Source organism: Paraburkholderia sp. UCT2, assembly GCF_014397665.1.
Classification (GTDB): domain Bacteria; phylum Pseudomonadota; class Gammaproteobacteria; order Burkholderiales; family Burkholderiaceae; genus Paraburkholderia; species Paraburkholderia tuberum.
This window is the reverse complement of sequence record NZ_VZQO01000070.1, coordinates 1-25979: the sequence shown is the minus strand read 5'-3', so window position 1 is coordinate 25979 and position 25979 is coordinate 1. Positions and strand designations below refer to the sequence as shown.

Sequence of the window (25979 nt, the reverse complement as noted above, 5' to 3'; positions counted from 1 at the left end):
AGGCCGCGCAGATCGACAAGCGCGTGTCGATGCACACCTGCGCCACTATCTTCCCTGCCGGACTATGTCTTGTAAGCCCGGAATGCTGCTCCTTTTGAGGCAAATGGGCGAAGCCAAATAGAGATAGTCTGGGGCTTCTTTCCGCTGCACCCCAACATCGGGGAAGGAGCTCAACGTGAAGTACGTCATCCATGATCAGGTGGTCCTCTCACGACCACCTGAAGGGCCACTTGCGACGCTTCTCGCCTCATTTGCAAGAGCGCTGAGTGATCAGGGATACAGTGCGTATTCCCTGCATCGGCAAGTGCGCATTGCAGCAGACTTTAGCAGGTGTGACGTTGCCCGCGAATTTCGGATCCCTATAACCGCGAATGTCACGTTCACTTCCAGCGGATGCGTACTCTCAACTAGTTGCAGTCGTTCGACCCCAAGCGACCACAGCGCCAGCTTACGGGGCAGTTAATAAGGACCATTTGGAGTCGTATGCGAGTCGCGACGCGCAGCGGAGGCTGCGCGCTTGGCTTGACCGCGACAGTTTGTGGAACCCCGTGCGCGGAAGCGGGACCTCGATTGTCCGAGGTGGTCACCTGGAGGTTGCACTGCGCGAGCAACCCGCTGCCTTCCGGCGTCGGCGTCACGCCGTTGACGGTTTCCATCGGCGTGCCCGCAAAGGCGATCTCCGGGACGAGACAATGATGCGTTCCCGCAAACGCCGACCAAACGTGAGTTCCGTTGACAGGGTGTTGGGATCTCATTGTGATGTTCCTCCCTTCCAGAACGCGATGTATGCTCTTCGATATGTCGCGCCACCGGCCCGGTCGCGTAAAGCAAGAATCAGACCCTCAACGAGGCGAAGCAGGCGATGACGACTCTGAAAGGTTTGCGCGATCGCGCGATGCTGTCGACGCTGCTGCGGCGCCGCCCGAGAGCGCGCCACATTAACTTACCCCTCGGCGTTCCATGCCTGGGCGTGCACGGCAAGGATGCTAAGGCGGCTACGGCACGCCAATCTGCGGGGCGACGTTTATCCGAGCCTCATCGCGTGTGCCATGAAAGTACAGATACTTCAATGGATTCCGCGTGTCCAGCCTCCGTGCGAATGCAGCGCCAAACGGCCAAAACTGCCTCGATCCCGTCGACCCGAAGTCAGGGGCACGCGCATACTGCGGCGCTTGAGGCACGAATTTCGACGCTCGGAGAATGCCTGTGTTCAAGTTAGCTATCAAGCGGTGCCGCGCACAAACGTAGCGCGTAATCGATTGTTTTTCTCTGAGGTATTGAGGAGGGAAGCGGCCATGAAAATCCTATGGGTCGATGACCACGAAATTCTCTGCGTTGCTCTTTCCGAATATGTCCAAACACACGCATCGGAGTTGAGCGTAGTCCCAATCGAAGTCACACCCGTATTCACGCTTGCTAGCGCGCTTGAAGAAATGAGCAAGGCACCTCCCCCAGACCTTGTATTCCTGGATCTCAATCTGGACGGTGAGAACCGTGGCGCGACGACGCTGGAACATTTCCAGGCCGGCAATCCATCCAATGTTCCCGTGGTCGTCTGCACGGGACTCGCTCCGGGAAACGATGATGAAGTTGAAATCTTGCGAATGTGCATGCGTGACTACGCTGCTCGAGGAATCATTTTGAAGGGAGGCGCACACAAAAAAATGTTCATTGGACTAAGCAGGATTTTAGGAGGTGAACTCTGGATTCCGGAAGAAGTCTTGATGCGCTTTGCCTGCCCGACGCAAGCGCCTTCAGCTATCCGGAATCAGCATCATCTTGGACTCTCTCCACGAGAGTGGGACGTGGCGCGTTGCATTGCAGGTGGCCTGTCAGGAAAACAGATCGCAAGAGAGCTTAACGTCACCGAGGGACATGTCAGACAGGTTTCCTGTGTCATTTACGACAAGCTTCAAGTCAGAAACCGCGTTGAAGCTGCACTAAAAGTCAATGCCGAGATGGGCGGCGGAAGTGGGCCTGCTAAGGGACTGTCGTGAAGATCTCTCCTACACCACGCCTTACGTTACACCGCCATCACTTTCACCCGCTTTCGGTCGATGTTTTTGGCTTATGTTTTGCCAGCAAGGTCAATAAGGTCTGTTCAGAAACCGGTTTCGACAGAAGCCTCATGCCACTGGCGGCTACTTTTTTGAGCACAGCTGACGAGGTGTCCCCCGACCACAGGATCGCAGGGATCGAAGCGTCGATAGCAGCGCGGACTGCCACAATTGCGGCAATGCCGTCCTCGTTTTTCAGCCGGTAATCAGAAAGGATGAAGTGCGGACCACTGGCCAAAGCTTCGATGCGCAACTGCTCGATCACGTCGGATGATGATTCTCCCGCCACGACGTAGCATCCATGCTCGATCAGGCGCATCGATATTTCGATTCTCAAGTCGCTATTGTCCTCGATGACCACCACGACCATACTGGTCAGGTCCAGGTCGCCGCTTTCAACCGTCTGAACCTCCAGCAACTCTGGCGGTATGCGTCCTGCGAAGGGGACCGTAACCGAAAAACGCGATCCCCGCCCTGGCGTCGAGTCCATGTCCAGTTTGTGACCAAGAAGGTTCGCGAGACCCTGAACTATGGACAGACCCAGACCAAATCCCTTTTCACGATCCCTCTCGGGATTATCGACCTGTACATAGCTTTTGAAGATATCCGCCTGTCTATCTTCAGGGATACCGATCCCGTTGTCCCAGACGCTTATCTTTACGAGGTTGCCCCGCCTTTGGCAACTCACCAGAATATGCCCCTTCTTTCCTCCCTGTTCGGAAGGTGTGTAACGGACGGCATTGGTCACCATATTTCGGACGATCCGGTCCAACGCTTGTCGATCCGTATGGGTCAGATAGGGCCGGCTATGGAGTTTTAACTTCAGCCCCTTCGCCCGGGCCAGCGGCTGCATATCCACAACTATGCCGTGTAAAAGGGAAGGCAGCCCCACCTCCTGAATTTCTACACTCCAGGTGCCGGACTCCAGGCGGCAGATATCCAGTGTGCCGTTAATCATCCCTTCCATCGCATCCACTTGCCGTTGCGCAATCGAGACGTCTTCGGCCAGTCTGGTTGATCCAATGGTCCGCTCGATATAGTTCAACTTCAAGCCGAGCGTTGTGAGCGGCTGGCGCAAATCATGGCTTATCGCAGCGATAAGTTGGTTCTTCTCCGCCCTTGCCGCTTCGGCCCGCGATCGTGCCTCTTCGAGAATAACCTCTTTTACACATGCGTGCTTCTGATCGTAACAAAGAAACCATGCGATGAGACAATAGCCAATTAGTTGAGCCGTAAGCGACTCAAACAAAGTTGGCCGATTAATTAACAGAATTCCTCCCACGCTAAATCCAAATGGGATAGTGCCGAGCACGAGTGAACCTAAAGTTGCACGAAGACTAGGTGCGAGCAGCAGCACAGTAAATACATGACACATCAGCGTCAGCTTTAGGAAGAAAGTCCTGTGAAAAATAATATGAGTATCACCATGGTAGGCCCAGAAAATGGGTGGCTTTATCCCAAAGCTACCGGCCGCCCACCACACCGATGTCAGTATGACCAATGCAGCCCATGCCCAGTGCATCTGCTCGAGCGCGTTGACGCCAGCTTGCTTTGGAAGCGCCATGGTCTTTTTCAGTAAATGTATTGCCATGGGAGCGGCCATCCCCCACAGTCCGAAGATCCAGACCACACGGAACAAAAGATAAATATCCGACGTCTTGATCCAATTTCCAAGTACGAACACGAACAAGCTTACGAACAACATCAACGCCATCCAATACACCGCTCGACGCGACAGTGATTCCAATAAATCGCGTTTGACAAGGAGATTCTGCTCGGCACTGAGTGCCGCAACCGGTCCCCGGACAAGATTCACAAATTCACCGAATCTGCGGCGACCGACATTGTGAGCTGTTTCACTTGCGCTCAGTGATATCCTGGCCCCGGGCTTTTCGTCCACGTCAGAATCACGTCGTGTTTGAGTACTGGACGCCATAGAAGGCCTCCTCGGAGGGGCACTTTCAGCATACGCCCCTTTGTGCTAGTTACGTTCTACCGCCATCACCTTCACCTGCCTTCGGTGGAAGTTTTTGGCTTATGTTTTGCCAGCAAGGTCAATAAGGTCTGTTCAGAAACCGGTTTCGACAGAAGCCTCATGCCACTGGCGGCTACTTTTTTGAGCACAGCTGACGAGGTGTCCCCCGACCACAGGATCGCAGGGATCGAAGCGTCGATAGCAGCGCGGACTGCCACAATTGCGGCAATGCCGTCCTCGTTTTTCAGCCGGTAATCAGAAAGGATGAAGTGCGGACCACTGGCCAAAGCTTCGATGCGCAACTGCTCGATCACGTCGGATGATGATTCTCCCGCCACGACGTAGCATCCATGCTCGATCAGGCGCATCGATATTTCGATTCTCAAGTCGCTATTGTCCTCGATGACCACCACGACCATACTGGTCAGGTCCAGGTCGCCGCTTTCAACCGTCTGAACCTCCAGCAACTCTGGCGGTATGCGTCCTGCGAAGGGGACCGTAACCGAAAAACGCGATCCCCGCCCTGGCGTCGAGTCCATGTCCAGTTTGTGACCAAGAAGGTTCGCGAGACCCTGAACTATGGACAGACCCAGACCAAATCCCTTTTCACGATCCCTCTCGGGATTATCGACCTGTACATAGCTTTTGAAGATATCCGCCTGTCTATCTTCAGGGATACCGATCCCGTTGTCCCAGACGCTTATCTTTACGAGGTTGCCCCGCCTTTGGCAACTCACCAGAATATGCCCCTTCTTTCCTCCCTGTTCGGAAGGTGTGTAACGGACGGCATTGGTCACCATATTTCGGACGATCCGGTCCAACGCTTGTCGATCCGTATGGGTCAGATAGGGCCGGCTATGGAGTTTTAACTTCAGCCCCTTCGCCAGGGCTAGCGGCTGCATATCCACAACTATGCCGTGTAAAAGGGAAGGCAGCTCCACCTCCTGAATTTCTACACTCCAGGTGCCGGACTCCAGGCGGCAGATATCCAGTGTGCCGTTAATCATCCCTTCCATCGCATCCACTTGCCTTTGCGCAATCGAGACGTCTTCGGCCAGCCTGGTTGATTCAATGGTCCGCTCGATATAGTTCAACTTCAAGCCGAGCGTTGTGAGCGGCTGGCGCAAATCATGGCTTATCGCAGCGATAAATTGGTTCTTTTCCGCCATTGCCGCTTCGGCCTGCGATCGCGCCTCTTCGAGAATAATCTCTTTTACACATGCGCGCTCCTGATTGTAACAAAGAAACCATGCGATGAAACAATAGCCAATTAGTTGACCCATATACCAGTAAAACCATACTGGCCGTTCAATTAACAGATAATTTCCCACGCTAAATCCGAATGGGATAGTGCCGAGCACGAGTGAACCCAAGGTTGCACGAAGACTAGGTGCGAGCAGCAGCACAGTAAATGTATAGCTGATCAGCGTCAGCTCCAGGAAGCCAATCCTGCCGGAACCGGTACCATGAAACTGGAATTGGAGGGGGATTAACCCAAAGCTACCCGCCGCCCACCACACCGATGTCAGTATGACCAATGCAGCCCATGCCCCGTGCATCTGCTCGACTGCGTTGACGCCCGCGTGCTTTGGAAGCGCCATGGTCCTTTTCAGTAAATATATTGCCATGGGAGTGGCCATCCCCCACAGTCCCAAGATCCAGACCACACGGAACAAACGATAAATATCCGACGTCTTGATCCAATAGTCGGGTATTATCCAATATCCCGATTTAAGCTCGAATAAGCTTCCGAACAACACCAACGCCATCCAATATACCGCTCGACGCGACAGTGATTCCAATAACTCGCGTTTGACGCGGAGATTCTGCTCGGCACTGAGTGCCGCAACCGGTCCCCGAACAAGATTCACAAATTCACCGAATCTGCGGCGCCCGATTTTGTGAGCTGTTTCACTTGCGCTCAGTGACATTCTGGCCCCGGACTTTTCGCCCACGTCAGAATCACGTCGTGTTCGAGTGCCGGACGCCATGGAAGGCCTCCTCGAAGCGTCACGTTTAGCATACGCCCCTTTTGTGCTAGCGGTCTGTGCCCGCTGTGCCGGGAATTGGGTGGAAGACTGTCAAAGCTGACAATCGAGGGTAAGTGTGCGGCGGTGCGCAGTACCAGCAACCCGCAGTTGTCCTTGTGTCGCGTCGACCTGAATCCGTTACCCGGCGTGTGTCCCGCGCTCTCAAGAAGTCACTTTGACGAATAGTCGCAAAGCGACACCGAACATTTGTTCGCCCCTTAAGGAACATTTGATACCGAGCATCAAATAATCGAACTAACTACAAATGACAAGGTTACACGGCAGAACAATGCAGCATAATTCGAAATAAGGATGGTGTAATTCATCGAAAGACAATTCAGATTCTTCTCTTCTCGCATACATATTAGGAATGAAGAATTATTATCGAATGGTGAGGAACATGCAGTGCATACATAGGCACCATGTGCGATGTATTTCACCGCAATTGTCGTTGCCGACCTCGTTTTGATCCTGATGCCGAGATTCAAGCGAACCCACCCGATGCCCAACGCATGCTCGAACCGAGAGCATCGCGAATATACGGTTCATTCGTGCATCGGCAACTGCTTCAATTTCACGTCGGCAGCAATAGTGCGCTCTCTATTGCGCACCGGGCTTACCAGCCCACCGGCGGTCATTCAGGTGCTCCTGTCACCTCGGACGCTAAGCGCGGTATTGCCGCGCATGTCGGCTGCTACGTCCTCCGCCTATGTCAAAGCGGCCGCCCTAACTGAACCTGATTTCATACTGAAGGAGTTAAGCCATGAAGACGACAATATTCGTGTCTGCAGTGCTCCTGGGCATTCTCTCGCTTGCGGGCGTAGCGCAAGCGCAGGATGCATCCGGGCAACAAGATGAGCAATCGGCATCGGCCAATGCTAGCAATAACTCCGGGTATGGCGGGGTTTCAGGGAGCACCAGTGCAAGCGGCAGTATGGATCGCTGGGGGGCGGCTACCTGTGGTCATCTACCCCAATGCAACCCCGACAGTGGTCACTAGATAGTCACCCCTGAACAATTCTTTTCTCGTGCCGCCTGCGTCAAACCACTGCGTTGGCGGCAGTACTACAGTTGGACAAAGCAGCGAGAATGAAGGCACAAAGAAGCCGCAGCTTCCTGATGATCATTCTCAGGTTGTAGCCCGCGCCGCACAGCACCGCGTGCATCGAATCGCCGAGTGCGCCTTTAAGCCAACTCGGACCTCAGTCAGCATCCAAGATATCTAAGGGTCCCTCGCTTCCTCTCGCCGTAGCATCGCGTCTAGCTTGGTACGCGTCAAGAGATCTCGGTGTCATGGAACCACGTGGGTGGAAATGCGTCGATCTCTATGGCTCGAACGGCTCCATGATTTTGATGGCGCCGGACGACGCACGCCAGTTGGAGCCGCTCACGACAGTCCCATCAAGGGCCGCGGCATTCAACTCAGCACGTCGTACGGGGTACGTCCGGGAGCTTTGGAGCAGCCAAGATCGCTGGACAGGGGTTTCCGAACCGACAAGCCTTCGTCGATGCAGTGGCGAATGAAGGTATCTTGCCAAAAGAAGCATTCAGAAACTGTCCCTAACGATTGCATTCGTCGCTTTGGCTCGGATCAAGTTTCGTTTGAAACGGCAACCAACGAAGACGGCATAGGCACCATGAGCCGACTTGTGAAGTCGGAGGACCCGATTCAGGGCATGGCGAAGATGAACGAGGACAACGATGACACGTTGCTTGTAATGCGGCTGAACCCGGCGCTCCGCAACCTTGGCCCAACCATCCTGAGCGTAGAGCTACCGTAGTGGATTGTTCAACCGAGCTGCCCACCGTGAATGATCGCTTTCCGGCCGCGGACTTCTCCTTTGGGTCGCGAGAACTCATTCACTCGCATCGGCACATGACATTCGAGGCCACGACGGCGCGAGGGGCGGCAAAGCGCCCCTCAGTTGCCCATCAGTGGCCGACATTCCTACGTCCGCAATGGCCGACAACCCGCCTGATTGTGCTTTCGACGTCTCGTCCGCGACCTTGACACCATGCTATGGACCATAAGCTGCGAACCCTGACCTGTTCAGATCTAAGATCGTTCGACATTGGCCTTCCCGCTGAGCGCCAAACATCACGCGCGAACATCACACGAAGGCTGCCAGCAATGATTCAGTGAAAAACGACACGAAATTTTAGTCAAAAATATCCATTACTGATATTTTTTTGTCATCTAAATCATTCCCCTTGCGCTGCGCGCCTCTCAGCGGACAAAAAAATCCGTAACTTTAGGCAATCAAGGTCTGCTACGCTGCGCGCTTCACCACCCTCGCATTGAAACGATGGAAAGCCCTTTCAACGATCGCGGCGTGTCGGTCACGCGCAACGCCCTCTCATCCGCAGGTCAGGTCTTCCCGCTGCGCGATATCGTCGACGTGCAGGTCGTGACCGTGCAGAAGAACAAGGTCGTGCCGCTCGTGATCTCGGTGGCCGGGCTGATCGGCGCAATCGTCGGGGGCGTGCTGCACTCGGCATCGGGACTCGTATGCGGGGTGATGCTGATCGTGGTCGGTTGGCTTACCTGGGTGACCCAGGACATCACGCATCGGCTGATGGTCAAGACGGCCGACGGCGAGCGCGAAGCGCTGATGAGTACGGATCGCGAGTTCGTCGAACGCGTCGGCGAGGCAGTGCATCGGGCGAAGGCCGCGGCTGCCGCGCCGAAGGCTTGACGCGGGGCGACGATCGAACATGACGAAGCCGTGCGCGACGGATCAGCACCAGCCTCGCACGGCTTTCGATCTGCTTGCCCGCAAGCAACGACTACGTTGCCGTCATCTCGCGCTCAGTCGAGACTGAGCGGACTCACGCGCCAGATATTGCGCGCATACTCGCCGATCGTTCGATCCGACGAGAACTGCCCCATCCCCGCGACGTTCTCGATCGCGCTTTCGGCCCACGCGTGCTTGTCGACGAAACGCGCATCCACTTCGTTCTGCGCCTTCGCGAACGCGTCGAAATCGGCGAGCACCATATAGTGATCGCCCCAGTCGACCAGCGTGTGAAAGATATCCGAGAAGCGCAGCGGATCGTCCGGCGAAAAGAAGCCCGTGCGAATCTGATCGAGCGCGGTGCGTAGCGCTTCGTTCTCCTCGTAAATATGCCGTGGCCGATAGCCGCTTGCGCGCAGGTCGTCCACCTCGTCGGCGGAGTGACCGAAGATGAAGATGTTCTCGCGCCCCACCGCGTCGCAGATCTCGATGTTCGCGCCGTCCATCGTGCCGATCGTCAATGCGCCATTGAGCGCGAGCTTCATGTTGCCGGTGCCCGACGCCTCGGTGCCGGCCATCGAGATCTGCTCCGACAGATCGGCCGCCGGAATGATCAGCTCGGCCACGCTGACGCCGTAGTTCGGCACGAACACGACCTTCAGCCTGTCGCCGATCAGCGGATCATGATTGACCTTCTCGCTGACGTCGCCGATCAGCTTGATGATCGTCTTGGCCATCCGGTACGCGGACGCGGCTTTGCCCGCGAACAGCACGACGCGCGGCACCCAGTCGCGCTCCGGATTCGCGCGAATCTCGTTGTAGCGTACGATCACGTGCAGCAAGTTCAGCAACTGGCGCTTATATTCGTGAATGCGCTTGACCTGCAGATCGAACAGCGCGTCCGGATCGAAGTGCAGCTTCGTGTGATGTGCGAGCCGGTGCACGAGCCGCAGCTTGCTCTGTCGTTTGGCCTCGCGGAACGCTTCGACGAACTCGTCGTCCTTGCGCAGATTACGCAACTGCTCGAGCTCGAACAGATTGCTGCGCCAGTGTGTGCCGATGCGCGCGTCGATCAGCGACGACAGCGACGGACTCGCCTGCGCGAGCCAGCGGCGCGGCGTGATGCCGTTGGTCACGTTGGTGAAGCGGTCCGGATAGATGCGCGCGAAGTCGGCGAAGATGTCGCGCGTCATCAGCTGCGAATGCAGCTTCGACACGCCGTTCACCTTGTGACTCGCGACGATCGCCAGATACGCCATGCGCACGCGCCGCTGCCCATATTCATCGACGAGCGAAATGCGGCGGATCATCTCGGCGTCGTGGCCCGAGTGCTCGCTGACGTGTTTCAGAAACTGCGCGTTGATTTCGAAGATGATCTCGAGATGCCGCGGCAGCAGGCGTGACAACATTTCGACATCCCATGTTTCGAGCGCCTCGGGCATCAGCGTGTGATTCGTGTACGAGAAGATCTGCGTCAAGTGTTTCCACGCCTTGTCCCACGGCACATGATGCTCGTCGACGAGCAGGCGCATCAGCTCGGGAATCGCGAGCACCGGGTGCGTGTCGTTCAGATGCACCGCGACCTTCTCCGAGAAGCGTCCGAACGTGCTGTGCGTGCGCTGATAGCGGCGGATCAGATCCTGCATCGTCGCCGACACGAAGAAGTACTCCTGGCGCAGCCGCAACTCGCGGCCCGCCGGCGTCGAATCGTCCGGATAGAGCAGCCGCGACACGTTCTCCGACATGTTCTTGGTGTCGACCGCGTTGCGGTAGTCGCCACGATTGAATGCGCCGAGGTCGAGTTCCTCGGTCGCGCGCGCGGACCATAGGCGCAGCGTGTTGGTCGCGTCGGTCGCGTAGCCGGGGATCACGGTGTCGTAGGCGGTCGCGTTTACATGCTCGGTGTCGATCCATTCGGTCTTGTCGCCGCGCTGCACGGTGCGGCCGCCGAAGTGCACCATGTACTTGATTTCGGGTCGCGGAAATTCCCATGGGTTGCCGGCGCGCAGCCAATAGTCGGGCGCCTCGACCTGCTCGCCGTTGACGATTTCCTGACGGAACATGCCGTACTGGTAACGGATGCCGTAGCCGAAGCCCGGAATGCCGAGCGTCGCCATCGAGTCGAGAAAGCACGCCGCGAGCCGTCCGAGACCGCCGTTGCCGAGCGCTGCGTCGGGTTCGAGATCGATCAGCGCGTCCATGTCGACGCCGAGGCTCGCGAGCGCCTCCTTCATCTGATCGTGAATGCCGAGCGCGAGTAGCGCGTTGGTAAAGGTCCTGCCGATCAGAAACTCCATCGACAGGTAGTAGACCCGCTTCACGTCCTGCTCGTATTGCAGGCGCGTGGTCTTCATCCAGCGTGCGACGAGCCGGTCGCGCACGGCCAGCGCGGCCGCGTGCAGCCAGTCGTGCGGGTGAGCGGTGACGGCGTCCTTGCCGACGCCGTACATCATGCGATTCGAAATTGAGCGCCGTAGCGCGTCGACGGTACTGTTGAGCTGGTCGAATTCCAGATCGACGGCTGTCATCGAAGCCTCCGGGAAGGTCGACATGGCAAACGCGAACCGCACGGGAGACGGACGGGAGGCGCGTGCCTGTCGGAGCGGTTTAAAAAAACAGAGTAGGACATTTTAGGGATCGCGCGTACTGGCGCGCGAGCGGACGGTGATGCATACGACGTGCCCGGCGTACTCGCCCGCTGCCGCGCGACCGAGCCGCGGCGGGTGCCCGGACGCGGTGCAAACCGCGTGGCAGCGGCACTCTGGGTGGGCATCGGCGCGCGTGAGTCGGGTGACGAAAGCGGGTTGGGGAAGGCAAACGCCCGAAGCATCTGCGAGGCGCACATCGATTATTTTTCCGATGCGTGACGAGCGGATGAAGCCCCGAATAGCCTGATTTTGTGATCGAATCGGGCGGCCCATTTTGCCGGGCGGTTCTGTCTTATGCGTGTTGGATTTGACGCGGTGCGCGCGCCGATTTGGAGATGGCGGGCGGGATTGGCGGTTAGTTGCGTTTCATTGAGATCAAAGCGCCTCATCTTCAAGCCGCCTCCCGGTCCCTGCCCGCCTCCCTGCACGATCGTGCCGTCTCTGCAACAATCGCGACGTTGCGCCACACAAGCCGCCACGCTGATCCGCCGTGGACCGACAGCGCGCGCCTCACCCTCGACGAAACCGCCGCCCGAGCGCGTCGCCTCTCCGGAAGCGACCGACACCGGCATGCCCAACCCCGCGAGCCACACCTTGTCCGATAAGCTCAGCCCCGCCGTCGGCGTCCCCACGCCGACTCTCCCCGCCGACGGCCCGATGTCGGCCGCCAACCGCCGCGCGATGGCCGCGATCATGCTCGCCGTCGCGCTCGCCACGCTCGATACCGCGATCGCCAACACCGCGCTGCCCGCGATCGCCGGCGACCTGCACGCGGCGCCGGCCGCCTCGGTCTGGATCATCAACGCATATCAGCTCGCGATGGTCGCGACGCTGCTGCCGCTCGCCGCGCTCGGCGATATCGTCGGACATCGGCGCATCTATATAGGCGGCATTGCGCTGTTCACGCTGAGTTCGCTCGGCTGCGCGATGGCGCCGACGCTGCCGCTGCTCGCCGCCGCGCGCATCGTGCAGGGCTTGGGCGCCAGCGCGATCATGAGCGTCAACACCGCGCTGATCCGCTATCTGTACCCGCCGCATCGGCTCGGTCGCGGGCTTGGCACCAATGCGCTGATCGTCGGCGTGTCGTTCGCGGTCGGGCCGACGGTGGCGTCGTTGATTCTGTCGGTCGCGACCTGGCCGTGGCTGTTCGCGGTCAACGTGCCGCTCGGTGTACTCGCGCTGAGCTTCGCGATGCCGGCGCTGCCGCATACCGCGCAGAGCCGGCACCCGCTCGATCCGGTGGCGGCGCTGCTCAACGTGGTCACGTTCGCCGCGCTGATCTTCGCACTCGGCGAGGCGGCGCAACGCGCGTCGCTGCAGATCGTGCTCAGCGCCGCGGCGCTCGCCGGCGTGTTCGGGCTGCTGCTGATCCGCCGCGAGGCGGGCCACCCCGCGCCGATGCTGCCTGTCGATCTGTTCAAGCGGCCGGTGTTCGCGCTGTCGGCGGTGACGGCCGTGTGCTCGTTCGCCGCGCAGGGCCTCGCGTTCGTGTCGCTGCCGTTCTATTTCGAGGACGTGCTGCTGCGCAGCCAGGTCGAAACCGGCTTCCTGATGACGCCGTGGCCCGTCGTGGTCGCGCTCGCCGCGCCGCTCGCGGGCGGCCTGTCGGACCGCTACCCGCCGGGGCTGCTCGGCGCGATCGGGCTCGCGGTGCTGGCGGCGGGGATGGCCTCGCTGGCGATGCTGCCCGCCCATCCGCACGTGCTCGACATCGGCATCCGTATGGCGATCTGCGGCGCGGGTTTCGGCTTTTTCCAGTCGCCGAACCTGAAGGCGCTGATGGCGAGCGCGCCGCCGGAGCGCAGCGGCGGCGCGAGCGGCATCGTGGCGACCGCGCGGCTGCTCGGACAGGCGACCGGCGCGGCGCTGGTCGCGCTGTGCTTCGGCATTGCCGGCCGCCAGCATGGGCCGACGCTCGCGCTCGGCCTCGGCGCGTTCTTCGCCGCCGCGGCGAGCCTGGCGAGCGGCTTGCGGCTGCTCGCGCCGTCGCATCGCGCGGGCGTGCAGGCGAAGGCGGCGGTCAAGTGAGATATGCGCCGGACGGCGCGTGAGGCGGGGATGAAGCCTGAATGAAGCGCGCCTCGAACGAGCGCGCACGAGTTGGAGCCAGTGCGGGAAGACGAGGCGGCAACCGCGCTAGCCGCCTCGCTTGCGACCCATGCGGCGCGATCAACGTGCCGCGAAATACCCCTTCACCGCGGCAATGAACGTGTCGATATCGCCGCGCGACACATCCATGTGCGTGACGAAGCGCGACGCATACAGCATCTGCGTGAGGATGCCGCGCTCCTTGAGCCACGCCTCGAGCGGCGCGCAATGCTGCTGCGGAAACTGCGCGAACACCATGTTCGTCGCGACCGACTGAACCTTCACCTGCTCGATCGTCTCCAGCCCCGCCGCCAGATGCGCGGCATTTGCGTGGTCGTCGGCGAGCCGCTCGACGTTGTGATCGAGCGCGTACAGGCATGCCGCCGCGAGCACGCCAGCCTGGCGCATGCCGCCGCCGAGCACCTTGCGCCAGCGATGCGCGACGTCGATCAGCGCGCGGCTGCCGACCAGCACCGAGCCGACCGGCGCGCCCAGTCCCTTCGAAAAACAGATCGACACCGAATCGAACGGCTCGGCCAGCGCCGCGACCGGCTTGCCCGCCGCGACCGCCGCGTTGAACACGCGCGCGCCGTCGAGGTGGGTCGCGAGGCCGCGCTCGCGCGCGAGCCGCGTCGCCTCGGCGACGTACTGCGCCGGCAGCACCTTGCCGCCGATCGTGTTTTCCAGCGCGAGCAACCGCGTGCGCGCGAAGTGATCGTCGATCGGCTTGATCGCGGCGGCGATCTTGTCGAGCGGGATCGAGCCGTCGGCGGCGTTTTCGAGCGGTTGGGGCTGGATGCTGCCGAGCACGGCCGCGCCGCCGCCCTCGTATTTGTAGGTGTGCGCGAGCTGGCCGACGATGTATTCGTCGCCGCGCGCGCAGTGCGCCATCAACGCGGCGAGGTTGCTTTGCGTGCCGCTCGGGAAGAACAGCCCCGCTTCCTTGCCGGTGCGCTCGGCCAGCGTGGCCTGCAGACGCAGGACGGTGGGGTCGTCGCCCCAGACGTCGTCGCCGACTTCGGCCGCCGACATCGCCGCGAGCATCGGCGGAGTCGGACGGGTAACGGTATCGCTGCGCAAATCGATCATTGTGTGTTCCTGTGTGTCCATGAATGACAGCCTACGGCAACCGGCCGCCCGTGCATTCCGGAAGGAACACGCGCGCCGGCAAACGAGCCATACAGTGTATTCAATTCAGACGACGCTGAAAATCGGCGCATCCCCGAGAAGCGCGCCGATCCCGCTGCGATGAGCCAACAGTCGCGACGGGACGCTCAGCCGCCAGGCTTCGGCAACCACTGGAGCGGATCGACCGGCTGGCCGTTCTCGCGCACTTCGAACTGGATCGACGCGACGCCGCGGCTATCGACACCGACCTCGCCGATCGTTTGCCCTTGCGCCACCGCGTCGCCTTCCTTGACGAGTAGCTGGCTGTTCTGGCCGTACGCGGTGATCAGCGAATCGTTGTGCTTGATGATGATGAGCGGGCCGTAGGCTTCGATGCCGGTGCCCGCGTAAACCACGCGGCCGGTCGCCGCGGCCTTGACCGGATCACCGGGTTGGCCGCCGATCACGATGCCGTTGGATTTGCCCGGCGCGAACGCGCGCAGGATCGGTCCGCGCAATGGCCATTGCAGCACACCCTGCTGTGGCACGGCGGCAGGGGCCGGCGCACCGGGTACGGCGCCCGGCGGCACGTTCGCCGTCGCGCCCGGCGCGGCTGGCGCACCCGGCGCCACCGCGACCGGCGGCGTGACCACGCTGCCCGAGGCCATCGGCGGTGAAACGCGCAGCACCTGGCCGGGCGCGACCGCCGCGTTGACCGGCAAGCCGTTCCAGGCCGCGATTTCCTGCGGCCTTCGTCCATAGGCCGAAGCGATGCCGGACAGCGTATCGCCCGGATTGACGCGATAGTAGCCGGCGGGCACCGGGACGGTCGCGAGGCTGGTCGTGCTCGACGGCGCGTTGCTGTAGAACGGCGTGCTTTCCCACGGCATCGTCGTGCAGCCGGCGATCGCCACGCCGAGCGCCGCCGCCATCAGCAGGCGGATCGCCGTCGGTTGCCATTGTTGTGTCATCTGATTTTCCTCGACGTGTGTCTCAATCCAATTCAATCGACGCCGTAGCAATTGCCGTGCCGTCATGCTTGCACACGGTCGCGGTTGTCCGCTGCCGCCTGGATATCGTGCGCGACCGCCACACGCGCGCCGTCAAACTGCGGTGTTCTTCAGACGCTGCCCTGCTTTTCGACGACGAGCACGCGTGCCGCGCCGAGCGGATGCGCGACATGCTCGGTGCCGACCGACGCATGGAACACGTCGCCGGTTTCGAGCACTGTCGTGCGTTCGACGCCGTCTTCGCGATAGCGCATTTCGACGCGGCCGTCGAGCACGGCGAATACCTCCTCGCCGTCGTTCACGTGCCACTTGTACGGCTGGTCGGTCCAATGCAGACGCGTGGTGACGCCGTTCATGTTCGCGATGTCGAGCGCGCCCCAGGCACGCGACGCGGTGAAGCCTCTGCTGCGGATGATCTTCATGGTCGATGAGCAATTGACAAGCGCGCAAGCCCGGCGGGCGGCGCCGTGCGCCCACGGCGTCGGCGCTCGCGCGGCTGGCCCTATTATAGGTCGCGTGGCCCGCGCGTCTGGGCGAGCAAGCCGCCACGGTCGTTCCGTCCGATCATTGCAGGCGATCGACCATCGCCTATACTCAGTCAAGCCGCGCGGAGCAGCTCACGACAACGTTGGGATTCTGGGAGGAATCGAGGATGAACAAAGCCACCTTTCTGGCCGTGCAACTCAACGTCGACGATGTGGCGGCGTCTGCCGGCCTCGTCGAACTGCTGAACACGCATCTGATCTTCGCCGCCGACGTCGCCGAGGCCGCCGATGCGCTCGTGCAACTGGCGAGCATCGCGGGACTGTCGAGCGGGGTCGAGGCGAGCGTCGAGCTGCCGGCGGTGGCGCTCGAACGGCTGCGCGAGGCGCTCGACAACCTGAGCGACTACGACGAATCGTGGCTGCTCGCGCTGGAGCCGAGCCGCGCGCTGTTCGATGACATCGGCCGGCGGCAGCGAACGCTGCATTGACGGGAGCCGTCGCAGCACGGCGCCGTAAACGACAAAACGCCATCCGATCGAACTGGATGGCGTTTTTTCTTGCCCGCCGCGTTCGCGCTATTCCACGAAGCGGCGTCTACAGCGCACTACAACTACCCACTACATCTGCGGACTGCTACTGCGATCAGTTGCCGAAGTACACCGAGTCACGGTTGGCCTTCGCCGGAATGACAGCGTGGCCAGCTTGCGACGTGCCGGCGGCCGGAGCACCGTAGCCGCTGGTGTCTGCGGGGTTGGCCGCGATGGCCGTGCCGCGTTGCGCATCGACGCGTGCTTGCGCTGCCTGGATGTCGGCCGGGTAGTTCACGTCGCTGGCGCTCGGGTTGTAGCCGGCCTTTTCGAGTTGAATCAGTTCAGCGCGAACCTGAGCACGGGTCACCGGCTGACTCGCTTGAGCGAACGACGCGACCGGAACAAAGAGGGCGGCGGCGATAGCAACTGCGGAAATCAGGGTCTTCATGATTAACCTCCAAAGGACTTGTTGTGGTGCGCTTCGGGTTTCTGCTTATCCTCAGCGATTGAAAACAAGTTTAGAGGTGTCTCGATCTAGGGTAAACCCTTAAACAAGTGAAACTCTATTGCCGCCGCCGCAATAATCATTTGGCATTCTTTAAGTCCGCGTTTAACCCGCGAGACATTTGGTAATAATGCGGCGTTTCCTTGCCGATCTAAACGGAGCAACGGCCCGGCGCGCCCTGTCACCATGGCGCGCCGGGCCGTTTTTTCAACCGCTCAGCTCCACTGCGCGTGGAAGCTGCCCGGCTTGTCGATGCGTTCGAACGTATGCGCGCCGAAGAAGTCGCGCTGCGCTTGCACGAGGTTCGCGGGCAGACGCTCCGAGCGGTAGGCGTCGAAATACGCGATCGCCGACGCGAATGCCGGCACCGGCACGCCCGCGTTGACCGCGGCCACCACGACTTCGCGCAGCGCCGCCTGGTAGTTCTTCGCGATGTCGCGGAAGTACGGGTCGAGCAGCAGGTTCGCGAGCGCCTTGTCCTTCGAATAGGCGTCGGTGATCTTCTGCAGGAAGCGCGCGCGGATGATGCAGCCCGCGCGGAAAATCTTCGCGATCGTTCCGTAGTCGAGATCCCAGTTGTACTCTTCCGACGCGGCGCGCAACTGCGCGAAGCCCTGCGCGTACGAGATCACCTTGCTGAAGTACAACGCGCGGCGCACCGATTCGATGAACGCGTCCTTCGCGCCTTCGAGCGGCCTCGCCTGCGGACCATCCAGCACCTTGCTCGCGGCCACGCGCTGCGTCTTCAGCGACGACAGCACGCGCGCGAACACCGCCTCGGTGATCAGCGGCAACGGCGCGCCGAGGTCGAGCGCGTTCTGGCTGGTCCACTTGCCGGTGCCCTTCTGCGCGGCACGGTCGAGAATCACGTCGACGAGGTCTTTGCCGGTTTCGTCGTCCTTCTTGCCGAAGATCTTCGACGTGATTTCGATCAGATAGCTGTCGAGCTCGCCCTGGTTCCACTCGGTGTAGACCTTGCCGAGTTCCTCGTTCGACAATCCGACGACCTGCTTCAACACCGCGTAGCTTTCGGCGATCAGCTGCATGTCGCCGTACTCGATGCCGTTGTGCACCATCTTCACGAAGTGGCCCGCGCCGTCCGGTCCCATGTACGCGACGCAGGGCTCGCCGTCCGGCGCCTTCGCGGCGATCTCGGTGAGGATCGGCGCGACGAGGTCGTACGCGTCGCGCGGGCCGCCCGGCATGATCGACGGGCCTTTCAGCGCGCCTTCCTCGCCGCCCGAGACGCCGGTGCCGATGAAATGCAGACCCGCCTTCGCGAGTTCCTGGTTGCGGCGGATCGTGTCGGTGAAAGGCGTGTTGCCGCCGTCGATCAGGATGTCGCCTTTTTCGAGCAGCGGCTTGAGCGAGGCAATGGTCGCGTCGGTCGGCTCGCCGGCCTTGACCATCATCAGAATGCGGCGCGGCTTTTCGAGCGAGTCGACGAACTCCTCCAGCGTGAAAGCCGGCACCAGTTTGCGGTCCGGAAATTCGGCGATGAGTTCGTCGGTTTTCGCGCGGCTACGGTTGTAGACCGACACCGCGTGGCCGCGGCTCTCGATGTTGAGCGCCAGATTGCGGCCCATGACCGCCAGCCCCACCACGCCGATTGCCTGTTTGCCCATTTGAATTCTCCAGAGTCCAAAAAAATGTCGTGGCGCCGCGCCATGAGAACGGCGGCGCGGCGTCGAGGGTGAAAGGATAAAAGAAATGCGCGCTTGCCGCTTGGGAGGGGGCAAGCACGCCAGTTGCTCGTGCTCCTGTCGTGCTCATGTTTGCGCGTGACGACAGGTATTGTGCGCGCGTCGGCGTTTGCGCGGCGGGTTCGGTTTGGGATCGGACCGAGGTTTGGCGCAAGGCGTGGACGAATGCCCGGCCCGTCGGTGCACCCGCTACCCTGCCCGCTTCGTGAACACCAGGCTGAAGTTGTTCGCGGGCATCGCGACCACCCGTTCGCAGGTGAGCCCCGCCGTGTCGCCGAGCGCGACGACCGCTTCCATATCGCGCACGCCCCACTCGGGATCGCGGCTCTTCAACCATTGATCGAACGCTGCGTTGCTCGGCGCCGTGTGCGCGCCGCCGCGCCGGAAAGGACCGTATAGATAGAGCACGCCGCCGTCGACGAGGCGCCGCCCCGCGCCGTCGAAAAGTGCCTGCGCCGCGCTCCACGGCGAGATGTGGATCATGTTGATGCAGACGACGGCGTCGAGCGCATCGACGCCCCAGTCCGGCTGATGCACGTCGAGCGCGAGCGGCGCGCGCACGTTCGCGAGCCCCGCGTGCGCGGTCCACGCCGCAATCGACTCGCGCGCCTCCTCATCGGCATCGCTCGGCTGCCAGTCGAGACCGGGCAGCGCGCCGGCGAAGCAGATCGCGTGCTCACCGGTGCCGCTCGCGATTTCGAGCACGCGGCCGCTCGCCGGCAGCGCCTCGCGCAGCATGGCGAGGATCGGTTCGCGATTGCGTTCGGCGGATGGCGAATGTTGTCGGGAGTCGGTCATGGTCGGCCTTGCGTGTTCCTCAGGTTTTGACGGTGATCCACGGGATCTACTCATTCTCAATCGCCAGCCAGCAGACCGGCGAGCGCGCTCAAGCTATCGCCGCACGGCGCGGCCACCTTCAGCGACAGCAGCGGATCGGCGCGCGTGCGGCCGAGGTTGATCGCCGCGATCGGCTTGCCCTGGCGCTGCGCCCACACGCAGAAGCGGTAGCCGGAATACACCATCAGCGACGAGCCGGCCACGAGCACGGCGTCGGCCGCATCGAGCGCATGCGACGCCGCTTCGACGCGCGCCTTCGGCACGTTCTCGCCGAAGAACACCACTGACGGCTTCAGCAACCCGCCGCAGTTCGCGCATGCCGGCACGCGAAAACCGCCGAGATCGTGCCACTCGAGATGCGCGTCGCCATCGGCGGCGGCTTCGGCCGTGACGTCGAGCAGAGCGGGGTTGTCGGCTTCGAGCGTCTGCTGGATCGCCGCGCGCGAGTGCTGCATGCCGCAGTCGAGACAACTGACGCCGTCGATGCCGCCATGCAGCTCGATCACGTCGCGGCTGCCCGCGCGCTGATGCAAGCCGTCGACGTTCTGCGTGACCAGCGTCGGCACGTGACCGGCCGCTTCGAGCCGCGCGAGCGCGACATGCGCGGCATTCGGCTGCGCGCGCGCGACGAGCGGCCAGCCGACCATGCTGCGCGCCCAGTAGCGCTGACGCATCGCCGGCGTGCCAAGGAACTCCTGCAGCGTGATCGGCGGCGAGCGCTTCCATGCGCCGTTGTCGTCGCGGTAGCCGGGGATGCCGGAGTCAGTGCTGATGCCCGCGCCGGTCAGCACGAACAGGCGCGGATGACGCTGCACGAAACGGTGCAGATCGTCGAGCGTGTGCGGATCGGTGAGAGATTCGGTCGGCGTGAGCTGAAGGTCGGTCATAACGGAGACGGTGGACGGTCGGGCGCGAATTCGTGCGCGAATCAGCGGCGAGGGCCCGGTTTGCCGCGCGTGGGTGTCGAGCGACGCGCGTCGGCTTGCGGTTTCGACTTCGCGCCCTGCTGCGTGTCCGGTCGCCGCGCTGGCCGCGCCTTCTGCGCCTGCCGCTTGTGCCACGCAGCCAGCGCGAGCTCGTAGCGCTCCAGCGCGTCATCGTAGAGATCGAACACACACTGCGTGCAGCCGCTATGACAGCAGTCGTCGAGATCGGGCCGCACGGGCGGCTGCGGCGGCGGGTCGTCGCTGGGTGTGGCGCGGGGCACGGCGGCTTGCTTTGCGTGGAAAGACGGCGGAGCGCCCAGTATAAGTTGAACGCGCGCGCCCCGCTCCCCGCTTCGGCGTTGTGAGCCGGTGCTGCGCGCCGCTCAGCCGCGCCCGACGAACGGCATCTTGCTCGCCATGATCGTCATGAACTGCACGTTCGCCGACAGCGGCAGGCTCGCCATGTGCAGCACCGCGTCGGCGACGTGCTGCACGTCCATCAGCGGCTCGACCGCGATCTCGCCGTTCGCTTGCGGCACGCCGCGCGCCATTCGCGCGGCCATCTCGGTCCCTGCGTTGCCGATGTCGATCTGCCCGCACACGATGTCGTATTTGCGGCCGTCGAGCGACACCGCCTTCGTGAGTCCGGTAATCGCGTGTTTGGTCGCCGTGTACGCGGCGCTGTTCGGGCGCGGCGCATGCGCGGAGATCGAGCCGTTGTTGATGATGCGGCCACCGCGCGGGTTCTGCGTCTTCATCAGGCCGAACGCCGCGCGCGTGCACAGGAACACGCCGTTCAGATTGGTATCGACGATGGAACGCCATTCGTCGATGCTCACTTCGTCGAGATCGACGGGCGAGCCGTTGCGTCCCGCGTTGTTGAACAGCAGGTCGAGCCGGCCAAAGCGCGCGCGGATCGTGTCGAAAAGCGCGGCGACGCTGTCGGCGTCGGTCACGTCGCACGCAACCGCGAGCGCGTCGCCGCGCAGCGCCCGCGCTTCCTGCGCGACCGCATCGAGCGCGGCCTGGCGGCGTCCGGCGAGCACCACGCTATAGCCGTGCTGCGCGAGCGTCAGTGCGCACGCGCGGCCGATGCCGCTGCCCGCGCCCGTCACCAGCGCCACTTTTCCGTTTCCTGTTTCCGACATCACGCATCTCCTGTTGTGTTGGGTAGCGACGCGAGCTTGTTGCGGCGATCGGTCCGATCGCCATCGACACGCGCGTCTTTTCGCCCCGCACCATACAACAGCGAATCGGCGATCGCAAACCGCGCGACGTCTTTCAGGGCGCTTTCACCGGGGTACGTGGCCGCCGAACGCGGCTCGTCGACGAGCGCAACAGTGGTATCGTTCGCGGTTGCGCATCGCGCAAGATTCTTCACGGCCTTCCCGGGACGGAGGAAGGCGTACAGGAAGCACGTTCGATGAATGAATGCCCGAACCCGCCGCGCCGCTGGCCGCGTAGCCGCAACTCCGCACTGCTGAACGGCACGATCGGCTGGCACGTGATCGTGCTGATCGGCGTGGCTGTCGCACCGGCCGCGTGGCCATGGTGGCTCGCCACGATCGTCGCGAACCACGCGCTGTTCACGATCGCCGGACTATTGCCGCGCACCACCCTGCTCGGGCCCAACTGGACCCGCCTGCCCGCGACCCCCCGCAACGCGGATGCAATCGCGCTGACCATCGACGACGGTCCCGATCCCGCCGTCACGCCGCAAGTGCTCGATCTGCTCGACGCGTTCGACGTGCGCGCGACGTTCTTCTGCATCGGCGCGAAGGTGGAGCGTTATCCGCAACTCGCGCGCGAGATCGTCGCGCGTGGGCATGGGCTCGAAAATCACTCGCAGGTGCACGTGCATACGTTTTCGGTCACATTTCCGCGCGCGTTGACGCGCGAGATCGCCGCCGCGCAACGCACGCTCGAAACCGTCAGCGGCGCGCGGCCGATGTTTTTCCGCGCGCCCGCCGGCCTGCGCAACCTCTTCCTGGAGCAGGTGCTGCGCAAGCTCGACCTGCGTCTCGCGGCCTGGACACGGCGCGGCTACGATACGCGCGAGCGTGACCCTCACGTGGTTGCGCGGCGGCTGCTCGATGGTCTCGCCGCGCGCGACATCCTGTTGCTGCACGATGGCAACGCCGCGCTGACGATCGACGGCCAGCCGCTGATTCTCGCGGTGCTGCCGAGCGTGATCGAAGCGGCGCGCGAGCGCCATCTGCGTTTCGTCACGCTGCGCGAAGCGCGCGCCGATGCGTGACGGTGCGCGTGAAGTGACACCACGCGCACGCAGCGCTACACACGGAAATCCGCCGCCATGTCCTCGTCGGTGCGCGCTTCGAGCTTGCCGTCGCGGCACGCTTTCATGAACACGTCGTGGTCGCGCTCGACCTGATCCGCGTAGGCGCTCGCGTAGCCGCTCAGCGCTTCGCCGAACTGATCGCCGCGGCCGATGTACGCGCTGATCTCGATCGCCTGGCCGCTCGCCTTCGCATGCGCGCGCGCCATGATCCAGCCGCATAGCCGCGCATAGCCGTCGAGCAGATCGCTGTCGAACAGCTCGATATTCGCGGACAGCTTCATGTCGCGCAGCTGGCGGAAATAGAAATACCGCCCGAGCGGCCCGGTCCCCCAGCCGAGAAAGACGTCACTCGCGGCCTGCAGCAGCCGCTGTCCTTGCACGACGCGCTCGCCCTGATGCTTGACCGCCGGCGACTTGTAGAACTGCGCGATGACCGACGGCCGCGCCTCCTTCAATTGCAGGAACAACGGCTTGCCCATGTGATCGACGAGCAGCACGACCAGACAACGCGTGCCGACGCTGCCGACACCGACCGCCTTGAACACGACGTCGTGCCTCGTGAACTGATCCAGCAGTTCGCGCCGATCGTGCGACATCGTCTTGCGGTACTCATCCCACACTTGCTCGACCATCTTGTCGACGTTGCCGGTCCGGTAGGTTTCGGTTTCCTCGGCCGTCAACAACGTGTTCGCACCGTGCACGTGAAACAGCGCGGGCGGCGCATCGTGGATGGTCCACCGATTGCCGTCGAACGAGGCCATTTGTTCGAGCAGGCTTTCATGCGTGCGGCTCGCGGCCTTCTCCATGCCGCGCCGCACCGCGCGCCGGCGCTCGGGCGTCAGTGCGATCTCGGCCATGCGGTCGAACGTGATGCGGTCGTACCACAGGTCGAGCGCACCGAACTGCGCGTATTGCGCGACGCGATCGCGATACGAGCCGACCGCGGTCATCACCAGACTCTCGGCGGTGCCGCGGCTCAGGCGCATCTGGCGCGCGGCCACGACGAGGCTCGCGCACAGGCGTTTCAGGTCCCATTCGAACGGGCCGATCGAGACTTCATCGAAGTCGCTCAGGTCGAAGACCAGTTGCCGTTCGGGCGTTGCGAAGCCGCCGAAATTCATCAGATGGCCGTCGCCGCAGATCGGCATGGTGAGGCCGGTGTCGTGCACCTTGCTCAGGTCGTGCGCCTGCAGAATCGCGCTGCCTCGAAAGAACGAGAACGGCGAGGCAGCCATGCGCCCATAGCGCAGCGGCACCAGATTCTCGACGCGCTCCGCGCTGCTCTGTTTCAGCAGCTCGATCGGATCGCGGTGCAACTCGCCGACTGCCCGGTGACTCGAGCGTTTCGAATGCTCGCGCGCGGCGCGGCCGCGCGCTTCCCGTTCGGCAATGGTGCTGGCTTTCATGCGTTCTCTCCGTTTGGCGAGTCTTGAGCCGGCGCTGACAGAGACTGCTTGCCGCGCACGGCGTCGTTAACATCGAGGGCTGCAGCCGCGATCATAACGGGTCGAAACACACGATGAATCGCCGCCAGCGAGCGCGGCGCTTGCAGCCGTGGCGGCGAGCTTGCAACCCGCTTTACAGCCAGCCAGTAGCTCGCGTAGTACGCCGTAGTATTTTGCCAACGCCGGCTCGCGTGGGCGCGAAAGCCCATGCAGCCGCGCGCACACCGCGCGTAGAATCGAGCGCATGCGCCCTACCCTCGCTCCGCAGCGCGAGCCCGAGCTGCCGCTGCATACGCCCAGTGTGTCGTCGCTGACGTTGGCGGCGGTCATTGCGCTGATCGCGTGGATGGCGATCCTCGCGCAAGCCGACCTGACGATCGATCGCTCGCTCGCGCGCGGGCTCACCGTGTTCGACGCGCTCGCGCGCATGAGCAGCTACCTGACCAATCTGACGGTGCTCGCCAGTGCGCTCTGCTTCACCTGCATCGTGCTGTGGAAGCACCGCTCGCCGCTCGTGCGCTTTTTCCGGCAGCCCACGGTCGTGACCGCGGTGGTCGCGTACATCGTGTTCGTCGGCCTCGCGTACAACCTGCTGTTGCGCGGACTGTGGCCGCTGTCGCCCTACCGGCGCCTGCTCAACGAGTCGCTGCACAGCGTGCTGCCGATGCTCGCCGCGCTCTACTGGGTGCTGTTCGTGCCGCGTTTCCATCTGCGGTTGCGCCACGCTCCGCTGTGGCTCGTCTATCCGCTCGCCTATCTCGGCATCACGTTCTGGCGCGGCAGCCTGTCGGATTTTTATCCGTATCCGTTCATCGACGTCGAAACGCTCGGGCTGCGCCAGGTGCTCGTCAATGCCGCACTGCTATTCGGCGGTTTTCTGATGCTGCTGGCCGTGTTCGTCGGCATCAATTTCGGGCGTCGACGATGATGTTCGAGCACGTCCCGATTGGCCGGATGCATGGCGTCCCGTCGCCGGGCGCACTTCTTGCGCGCCTTTCGTCACTGACGCAGGCTCACGCCGCACTGGCACGGCTTGCGCGGCGCCCTTGTGCGAGCGCGTTGCAATTGCAGCGGGCCCGCACGTAAATATGACAACAGGAGCGATGCATATGGATACGAATTCAGCGGCAGGCGCGGTAAAGGAAGTCGCGGGCAAGGTGCAAAGCGCGGTCGGCGATGCCGTCGGCGACACCAGCGCGCAGGTGGCGGGCAAGGCGCGCGAATTGAGCGGCAAGGCGCAGCAGTTATGCGCGAATACGACGAGCCTCGTGCGCGATGCGACGGCCGAAAATCCGTTCACGACGCTGGCCGTGGTTGCTCTCGCCGGGTTCGTGATGGGCGCGCTGTGGTCGCGCGGCGGTCGCGACTACGACTGAAGCAGGCACGGCGCCGGATCATAGGCGCCGATCAACAGGGCGCAGCAGTCGCGCCAAAGCGGGCGATCCGCCGCAAGCGGATCGCCCGCCGCTTCGCTAGGGTCTGTTTACATATGGAACGCACGTGCGAATGCCCGCTATCGGCCGTCCCCCAAGGGGACTTCCTTCGGGGCGCAGGGCAAGGAGTAAGGAGCGCTGCGTGGCCGCGCCACGTGAGCGACGC

21 protein-coding genes and 1 pseudogene are annotated in these 25979 nt (G+C 62.4%); 8 read left to right on the top strand and 14 right to left on the bottom strand.

The window, feature by feature from the left end; all coding sequences use genetic code 11:
* The first annotated feature begins 1295 nt into the window (after positions 1-1295).
* Positions 1296-1997: a LuxR C-terminal-related transcriptional regulator gene (locus F6X39_RS33970; protein WP_187619837.1), complete on the top strand. Its 702-nt coding sequence runs from the start codon at positions 1296-1298 to the stop codon at positions 1995-1997.
* Between the two features lie 43 nt (positions 1998-2040).
* Here F6X39_RS33970 and F6X39_RS33965 read toward each other — a convergent pair whose 3' ends face one another.
* From F6X39_RS33965 to F6X39_RS33955, 3 genes and pseudogenes are all read right to left on the bottom strand, one after another.
* Positions 2041-3993, bottom strand: coding sequence for a hybrid sensor histidine kinase/response regulator (locus F6X39_RS33965; protein WP_187619836.1), 1953 nt, complete (start codon positions 3991-3993; stop codon positions 2041-2043).
* Between the two features lie 71 nt (positions 3994-4064).
* Entirely contained in the window at positions 4065-6023 is a 1959-nt protein-coding gene (locus F6X39_RS33960; protein ID WP_187619835.1) for a hybrid sensor histidine kinase/response regulator, read from the bottom strand.
* A 1079-nt stretch (positions 6024-7102) separates the two neighbouring features.
* A pseudogene (locus tag F6X39_RS33955) lies at positions 7103-7258 on the bottom strand (IS5/IS1182 family transposase); the annotation flags it as partial.
* Positions 7259-7369: 111 nt separating this feature from the next.
* Between F6X39_RS33955 and F6X39_RS33950 the strand changes: the two are divergent.
* The gene (locus F6X39_RS33950; RefSeq protein ID WP_187619834.1) at positions 7370-7843 is read left to right on the top strand and encodes a hypothetical protein; all 474 of its coding nucleotides are present in this window, start codon (positions 7370-7372) and stop codon (positions 7841-7843) included.
* A gap of 525 nt (positions 7844-8368) precedes the next feature.
* Complete coding sequence (locus F6X39_RS33945) at positions 8369-8758, top strand: DUF6232 family protein (RefSeq protein ID WP_184072498.1); 390 nt, start codon at positions 8369-8371, stop codon at positions 8756-8758.
* Between the two features lie 113 nt (positions 8759-8871).
* Here F6X39_RS33945 and F6X39_RS33940 read toward each other — a convergent pair whose 3' ends face one another.
* Complete coding sequence (locus F6X39_RS33940; protein WP_187619833.1) at positions 8872-11325, bottom strand: glycogen/starch/alpha-glucan phosphorylase; 2454 nt, start codon at positions 11323-11325, stop codon at positions 8872-8874.
* Between the two features lie 777 nt (positions 11326-12102).
* On the opposite strand from F6X39_RS33940, the gene F6X39_RS33935 reads away from it, so the two are divergent.
* A complete protein-coding gene (locus tag F6X39_RS33935; RefSeq protein WP_187619838.1) occupies positions 12103-13473 on the top strand; it encodes an MFS transporter in 1371 nt (456 codons plus the stop codon).
* 141 nt (positions 13474-13614) lie between these two features.
* On the opposite strand, the gene ltaE is transcribed toward F6X39_RS33935, so the two are convergent.
* The 3 genes from ltaE to F6X39_RS33920 all read right to left on the bottom strand — a co-directional run bounded on the left by ltaE (position 13615) and on the right by F6X39_RS33920 (position 16072).
* On the bottom strand, positions 13615-14622 hold the full coding sequence (gene ltaE / locus F6X39_RS33930; RefSeq protein WP_187619832.1) for a low-specificity L-threonine aldolase: 1008 nt from the start codon (positions 14620-14622) through the stop codon (positions 13615-13617).
* A 185-nt stretch (positions 14623-14807) separates the two neighbouring features.
* Positions 14808-15611 carry a peptidoglycan DD-metalloendopeptidase family protein gene (locus F6X39_RS33925; RefSeq protein ID WP_184037114.1) on the bottom strand — a complete coding sequence of 268 codons (804 nt, stop codon included), beginning with the start codon at positions 15609-15611 and terminating at the stop codon, positions 14808-14810.
* A 149-nt stretch (positions 15612-15760) separates the two neighbouring features.
* Complete coding sequence (locus F6X39_RS33920) at positions 15761-16072, bottom strand: cupin domain-containing protein (RefSeq protein ID WP_187619831.1); 312 nt, start codon at positions 16070-16072, stop codon at positions 15761-15763.
* A 230-nt stretch (positions 16073-16302) separates the two neighbouring features.
* Here F6X39_RS33920 and F6X39_RS33915 point away from each other — a divergent pair, with 230 nt between their 5' ends.
* Positions 16303-16623 carry a hypothetical protein gene (locus tag F6X39_RS33915; protein ID WP_184037119.1) on the top strand — a complete coding sequence of 107 codons (321 nt, stop codon included), beginning with the start codon at positions 16303-16305 and terminating at the stop codon, positions 16621-16623.
* A 154-nt stretch (positions 16624-16777) separates the two neighbouring features.
* Here F6X39_RS33915 and F6X39_RS33910 read toward each other — a convergent pair whose 3' ends face one another.
* The 6 genes from F6X39_RS33910 to F6X39_RS33885 form a co-directional block, all read right to left on the bottom strand.
* Positions 16778-17113, bottom strand: coding sequence for a DUF4148 domain-containing protein (locus tag F6X39_RS33910; protein WP_184060541.1), 336 nt, complete (start codon positions 17111-17113; stop codon positions 16778-16780).
* Between the two features lie 272 nt (positions 17114-17385).
* Positions 17386-18795: an NADP-dependent phosphogluconate dehydrogenase gene (gene gndA / locus F6X39_RS33905; protein WP_187619830.1), complete on the bottom strand. Its 1410-nt coding sequence runs from the start codon at positions 18793-18795 to the stop codon at positions 17386-17388.
* A gap of 267 nt (positions 18796-19062) precedes the next feature.
* Positions 19063-19671 (bottom strand): DUF938 domain-containing protein, encoded by a 609-nt coding sequence (locus F6X39_RS33900; protein WP_187619829.1) that lies wholly within the window; start codon positions 19669-19671, stop codon positions 19063-19065.
* 56 nt (positions 19672-19727) lie between these two features.
* The gene (locus F6X39_RS33895; RefSeq protein ID WP_187619828.1) at positions 19728-20597 is read right to left on the bottom strand and encodes an NAD-dependent protein deacetylase; all 870 of its coding nucleotides are present in this window, start codon (positions 20595-20597) and stop codon (positions 19728-19730) included.
* 41 nt (positions 20598-20638) lie between these two features.
* Positions 20639-20917 carry an oxidoreductase-like domain-containing protein gene (locus tag F6X39_RS33890; protein ID WP_187619827.1) on the bottom strand — a complete coding sequence of 93 codons (279 nt, stop codon included), beginning with the start codon at positions 20915-20917 and terminating at the stop codon, positions 20639-20641.
* A 102-nt stretch (positions 20918-21019) separates the two neighbouring features.
* Positions 21020-21784: an SDR family oxidoreductase gene (locus F6X39_RS33885; protein WP_187619826.1), complete on the bottom strand. Its 765-nt coding sequence runs from the start codon at positions 21782-21784 to the stop codon at positions 21020-21022.
* Between the two features lie 275 nt (positions 21785-22059).
* On the opposite strand from F6X39_RS33885, the gene F6X39_RS33880 reads away from it, so the two are divergent.
* On the top strand, positions 22060-22893 hold the full coding sequence (locus F6X39_RS33880; protein WP_187619825.1) for a polysaccharide deacetylase family protein: 834 nt from the start codon (positions 22060-22062) through the stop codon (positions 22891-22893).
* Positions 22894-22928: 35 nt separating this feature from the next.
* Here the strand turns inward: F6X39_RS33880 and F6X39_RS33875 are convergent, their stop codons facing one another.
* Positions 22929-24341 (bottom strand): DUF2252 domain-containing protein, encoded by a 1413-nt coding sequence (locus tag F6X39_RS33875; RefSeq protein WP_187619824.1) that lies wholly within the window; start codon positions 24339-24341, stop codon positions 22929-22931.
* A gap of 283 nt (positions 24342-24624) precedes the next feature.
* Between F6X39_RS33875 and F6X39_RS33870 the strand changes: the two genes are divergently transcribed.
* Both F6X39_RS33870 and F6X39_RS33865 read left to right on the top strand, forming a co-directional pair.
* Positions 24625-25308: a Pr6Pr family membrane protein gene (locus F6X39_RS33870; RefSeq protein WP_184072517.1), complete on the top strand. Its 684-nt coding sequence runs from the start codon at positions 24625-24627 to the stop codon at positions 25306-25308.
* A 181-nt stretch (positions 25309-25489) separates the two neighbouring features.
* Positions 25490-25756, top strand: coding sequence for a CsbD family protein (locus F6X39_RS33865; RefSeq protein WP_018424751.1), 267 nt, complete (start codon positions 25490-25492; stop codon positions 25754-25756).
* The last annotated feature ends 223 nt before the right edge of the window (positions 25757-25979 follow it).

What these genes read in the sequence shown, in the direction of transcription:
- F6X39_RS33970 (WP_187619837.1), top strand. Translation starts at nt 1,296, where the DNA reads ATGAAAATCCTATGGGTCGATGACCACGAAATTCTCTGCGTTGCTCTT.
- F6X39_RS33965 (WP_187619836.1), bottom strand. Translation starts at nt 3,993, where the DNA reads ATGGCGTCCAGTACTCAAACACGACGTGATTCTGACGTGGACGAAAAG.
- F6X39_RS33960 (WP_187619835.1), bottom strand. Translation starts at nt 6,023, where the DNA reads ATGGCGTCCGGCACTCGAACACGACGTGATTCTGACGTGGGCGAAAAG.
- F6X39_RS33945 (WP_184072498.1), top strand. Translation starts at nt 8,369, where the DNA reads ATGGAAAGCCCTTTCAACGATCGCGGCGTGTCGGTCACGCGCAACGCC.
- F6X39_RS33940 (WP_187619833.1), bottom strand. Translation starts at nt 11,325, where the DNA reads ATGACAGCCGTCGATCTGGAATTCGACCAGCTCAACAGTACCGTCGAC.
- F6X39_RS33935 (WP_187619838.1), top strand. Translation starts at nt 12,103, where the DNA reads ATGTCGGCCGCCAACCGCCGCGCGATGGCCGCGATCATGCTCGCCGTC.
- ltaE (WP_187619832.1), bottom strand. Translation starts at nt 14,622, where the DNA reads ATGATCGATTTGCGCAGCGATACCGTTACCCGTCCGACTCCGCCGATG.
- F6X39_RS33925 (WP_184037114.1), bottom strand. Translation starts at nt 15,611, where the DNA reads ATGACACAACAATGGCAACCGACGGCGATCCGCCTGCTGATGGCGGCG.
- F6X39_RS33920 (WP_187619831.1), bottom strand. Translation starts at nt 16,072, where the DNA reads ATGAAGATCATCCGCAGCAGAGGCTTCACCGCGTCGCGTGCCTGGGGC.
- F6X39_RS33915 (WP_184037119.1), top strand. Translation starts at nt 16,303, where the DNA reads ATGAACAAAGCCACCTTTCTGGCCGTGCAACTCAACGTCGACGATGTG.
- F6X39_RS33910 (WP_184060541.1), bottom strand. Translation starts at nt 17,113, where the DNA reads ATGAAGACCCTGATTTCCGCAGTTGCTATCGCCGCCGCCCTCTTTGTT.
- gndA (WP_187619830.1), bottom strand. Translation starts at nt 18,795, where the DNA reads ATGGGCAAACAGGCAATCGGCGTGGTGGGGCTGGCGGTCATGGGCCGC.
- F6X39_RS33900 (WP_187619829.1), bottom strand. Translation starts at nt 19,671, where the DNA reads ATGACCGACTCCCGACAACATTCGCCATCCGCCGAACGCAATCGCGAA.
- F6X39_RS33895 (WP_187619828.1), bottom strand. Translation starts at nt 20,597, where the DNA reads ATGACCGACCTTCAGCTCACGCCGACCGAATCTCTCACCGATCCGCAC.
- F6X39_RS33885 (WP_187619826.1), bottom strand. Translation starts at nt 21,784, where the DNA reads ATGTCGGAAACAGGAAACGGAAAAGTGGCGCTGGTGACGGGCGCGGGC.
- F6X39_RS33880 (WP_187619825.1), top strand. Translation starts at nt 22,060, where the DNA reads ATGAATGAATGCCCGAACCCGCCGCGCCGCTGGCCGCGTAGCCGCAAC.
- F6X39_RS33875 (WP_187619824.1), bottom strand. Translation starts at nt 24,341, where the DNA reads ATGAAAGCCAGCACCATTGCCGAACGGGAAGCGCGCGGCCGCGCCGCG.
- F6X39_RS33870 (WP_184072517.1), top strand. Translation starts at nt 24,625, where the DNA reads ATGCGCCCTACCCTCGCTCCGCAGCGCGAGCCCGAGCTGCCGCTGCAT.
- F6X39_RS33865 (WP_018424751.1), top strand. Translation starts at nt 25,490, where the DNA reads ATGGATACGAATTCAGCGGCAGGCGCGGTAAAGGAAGTCGCGGGCAAG.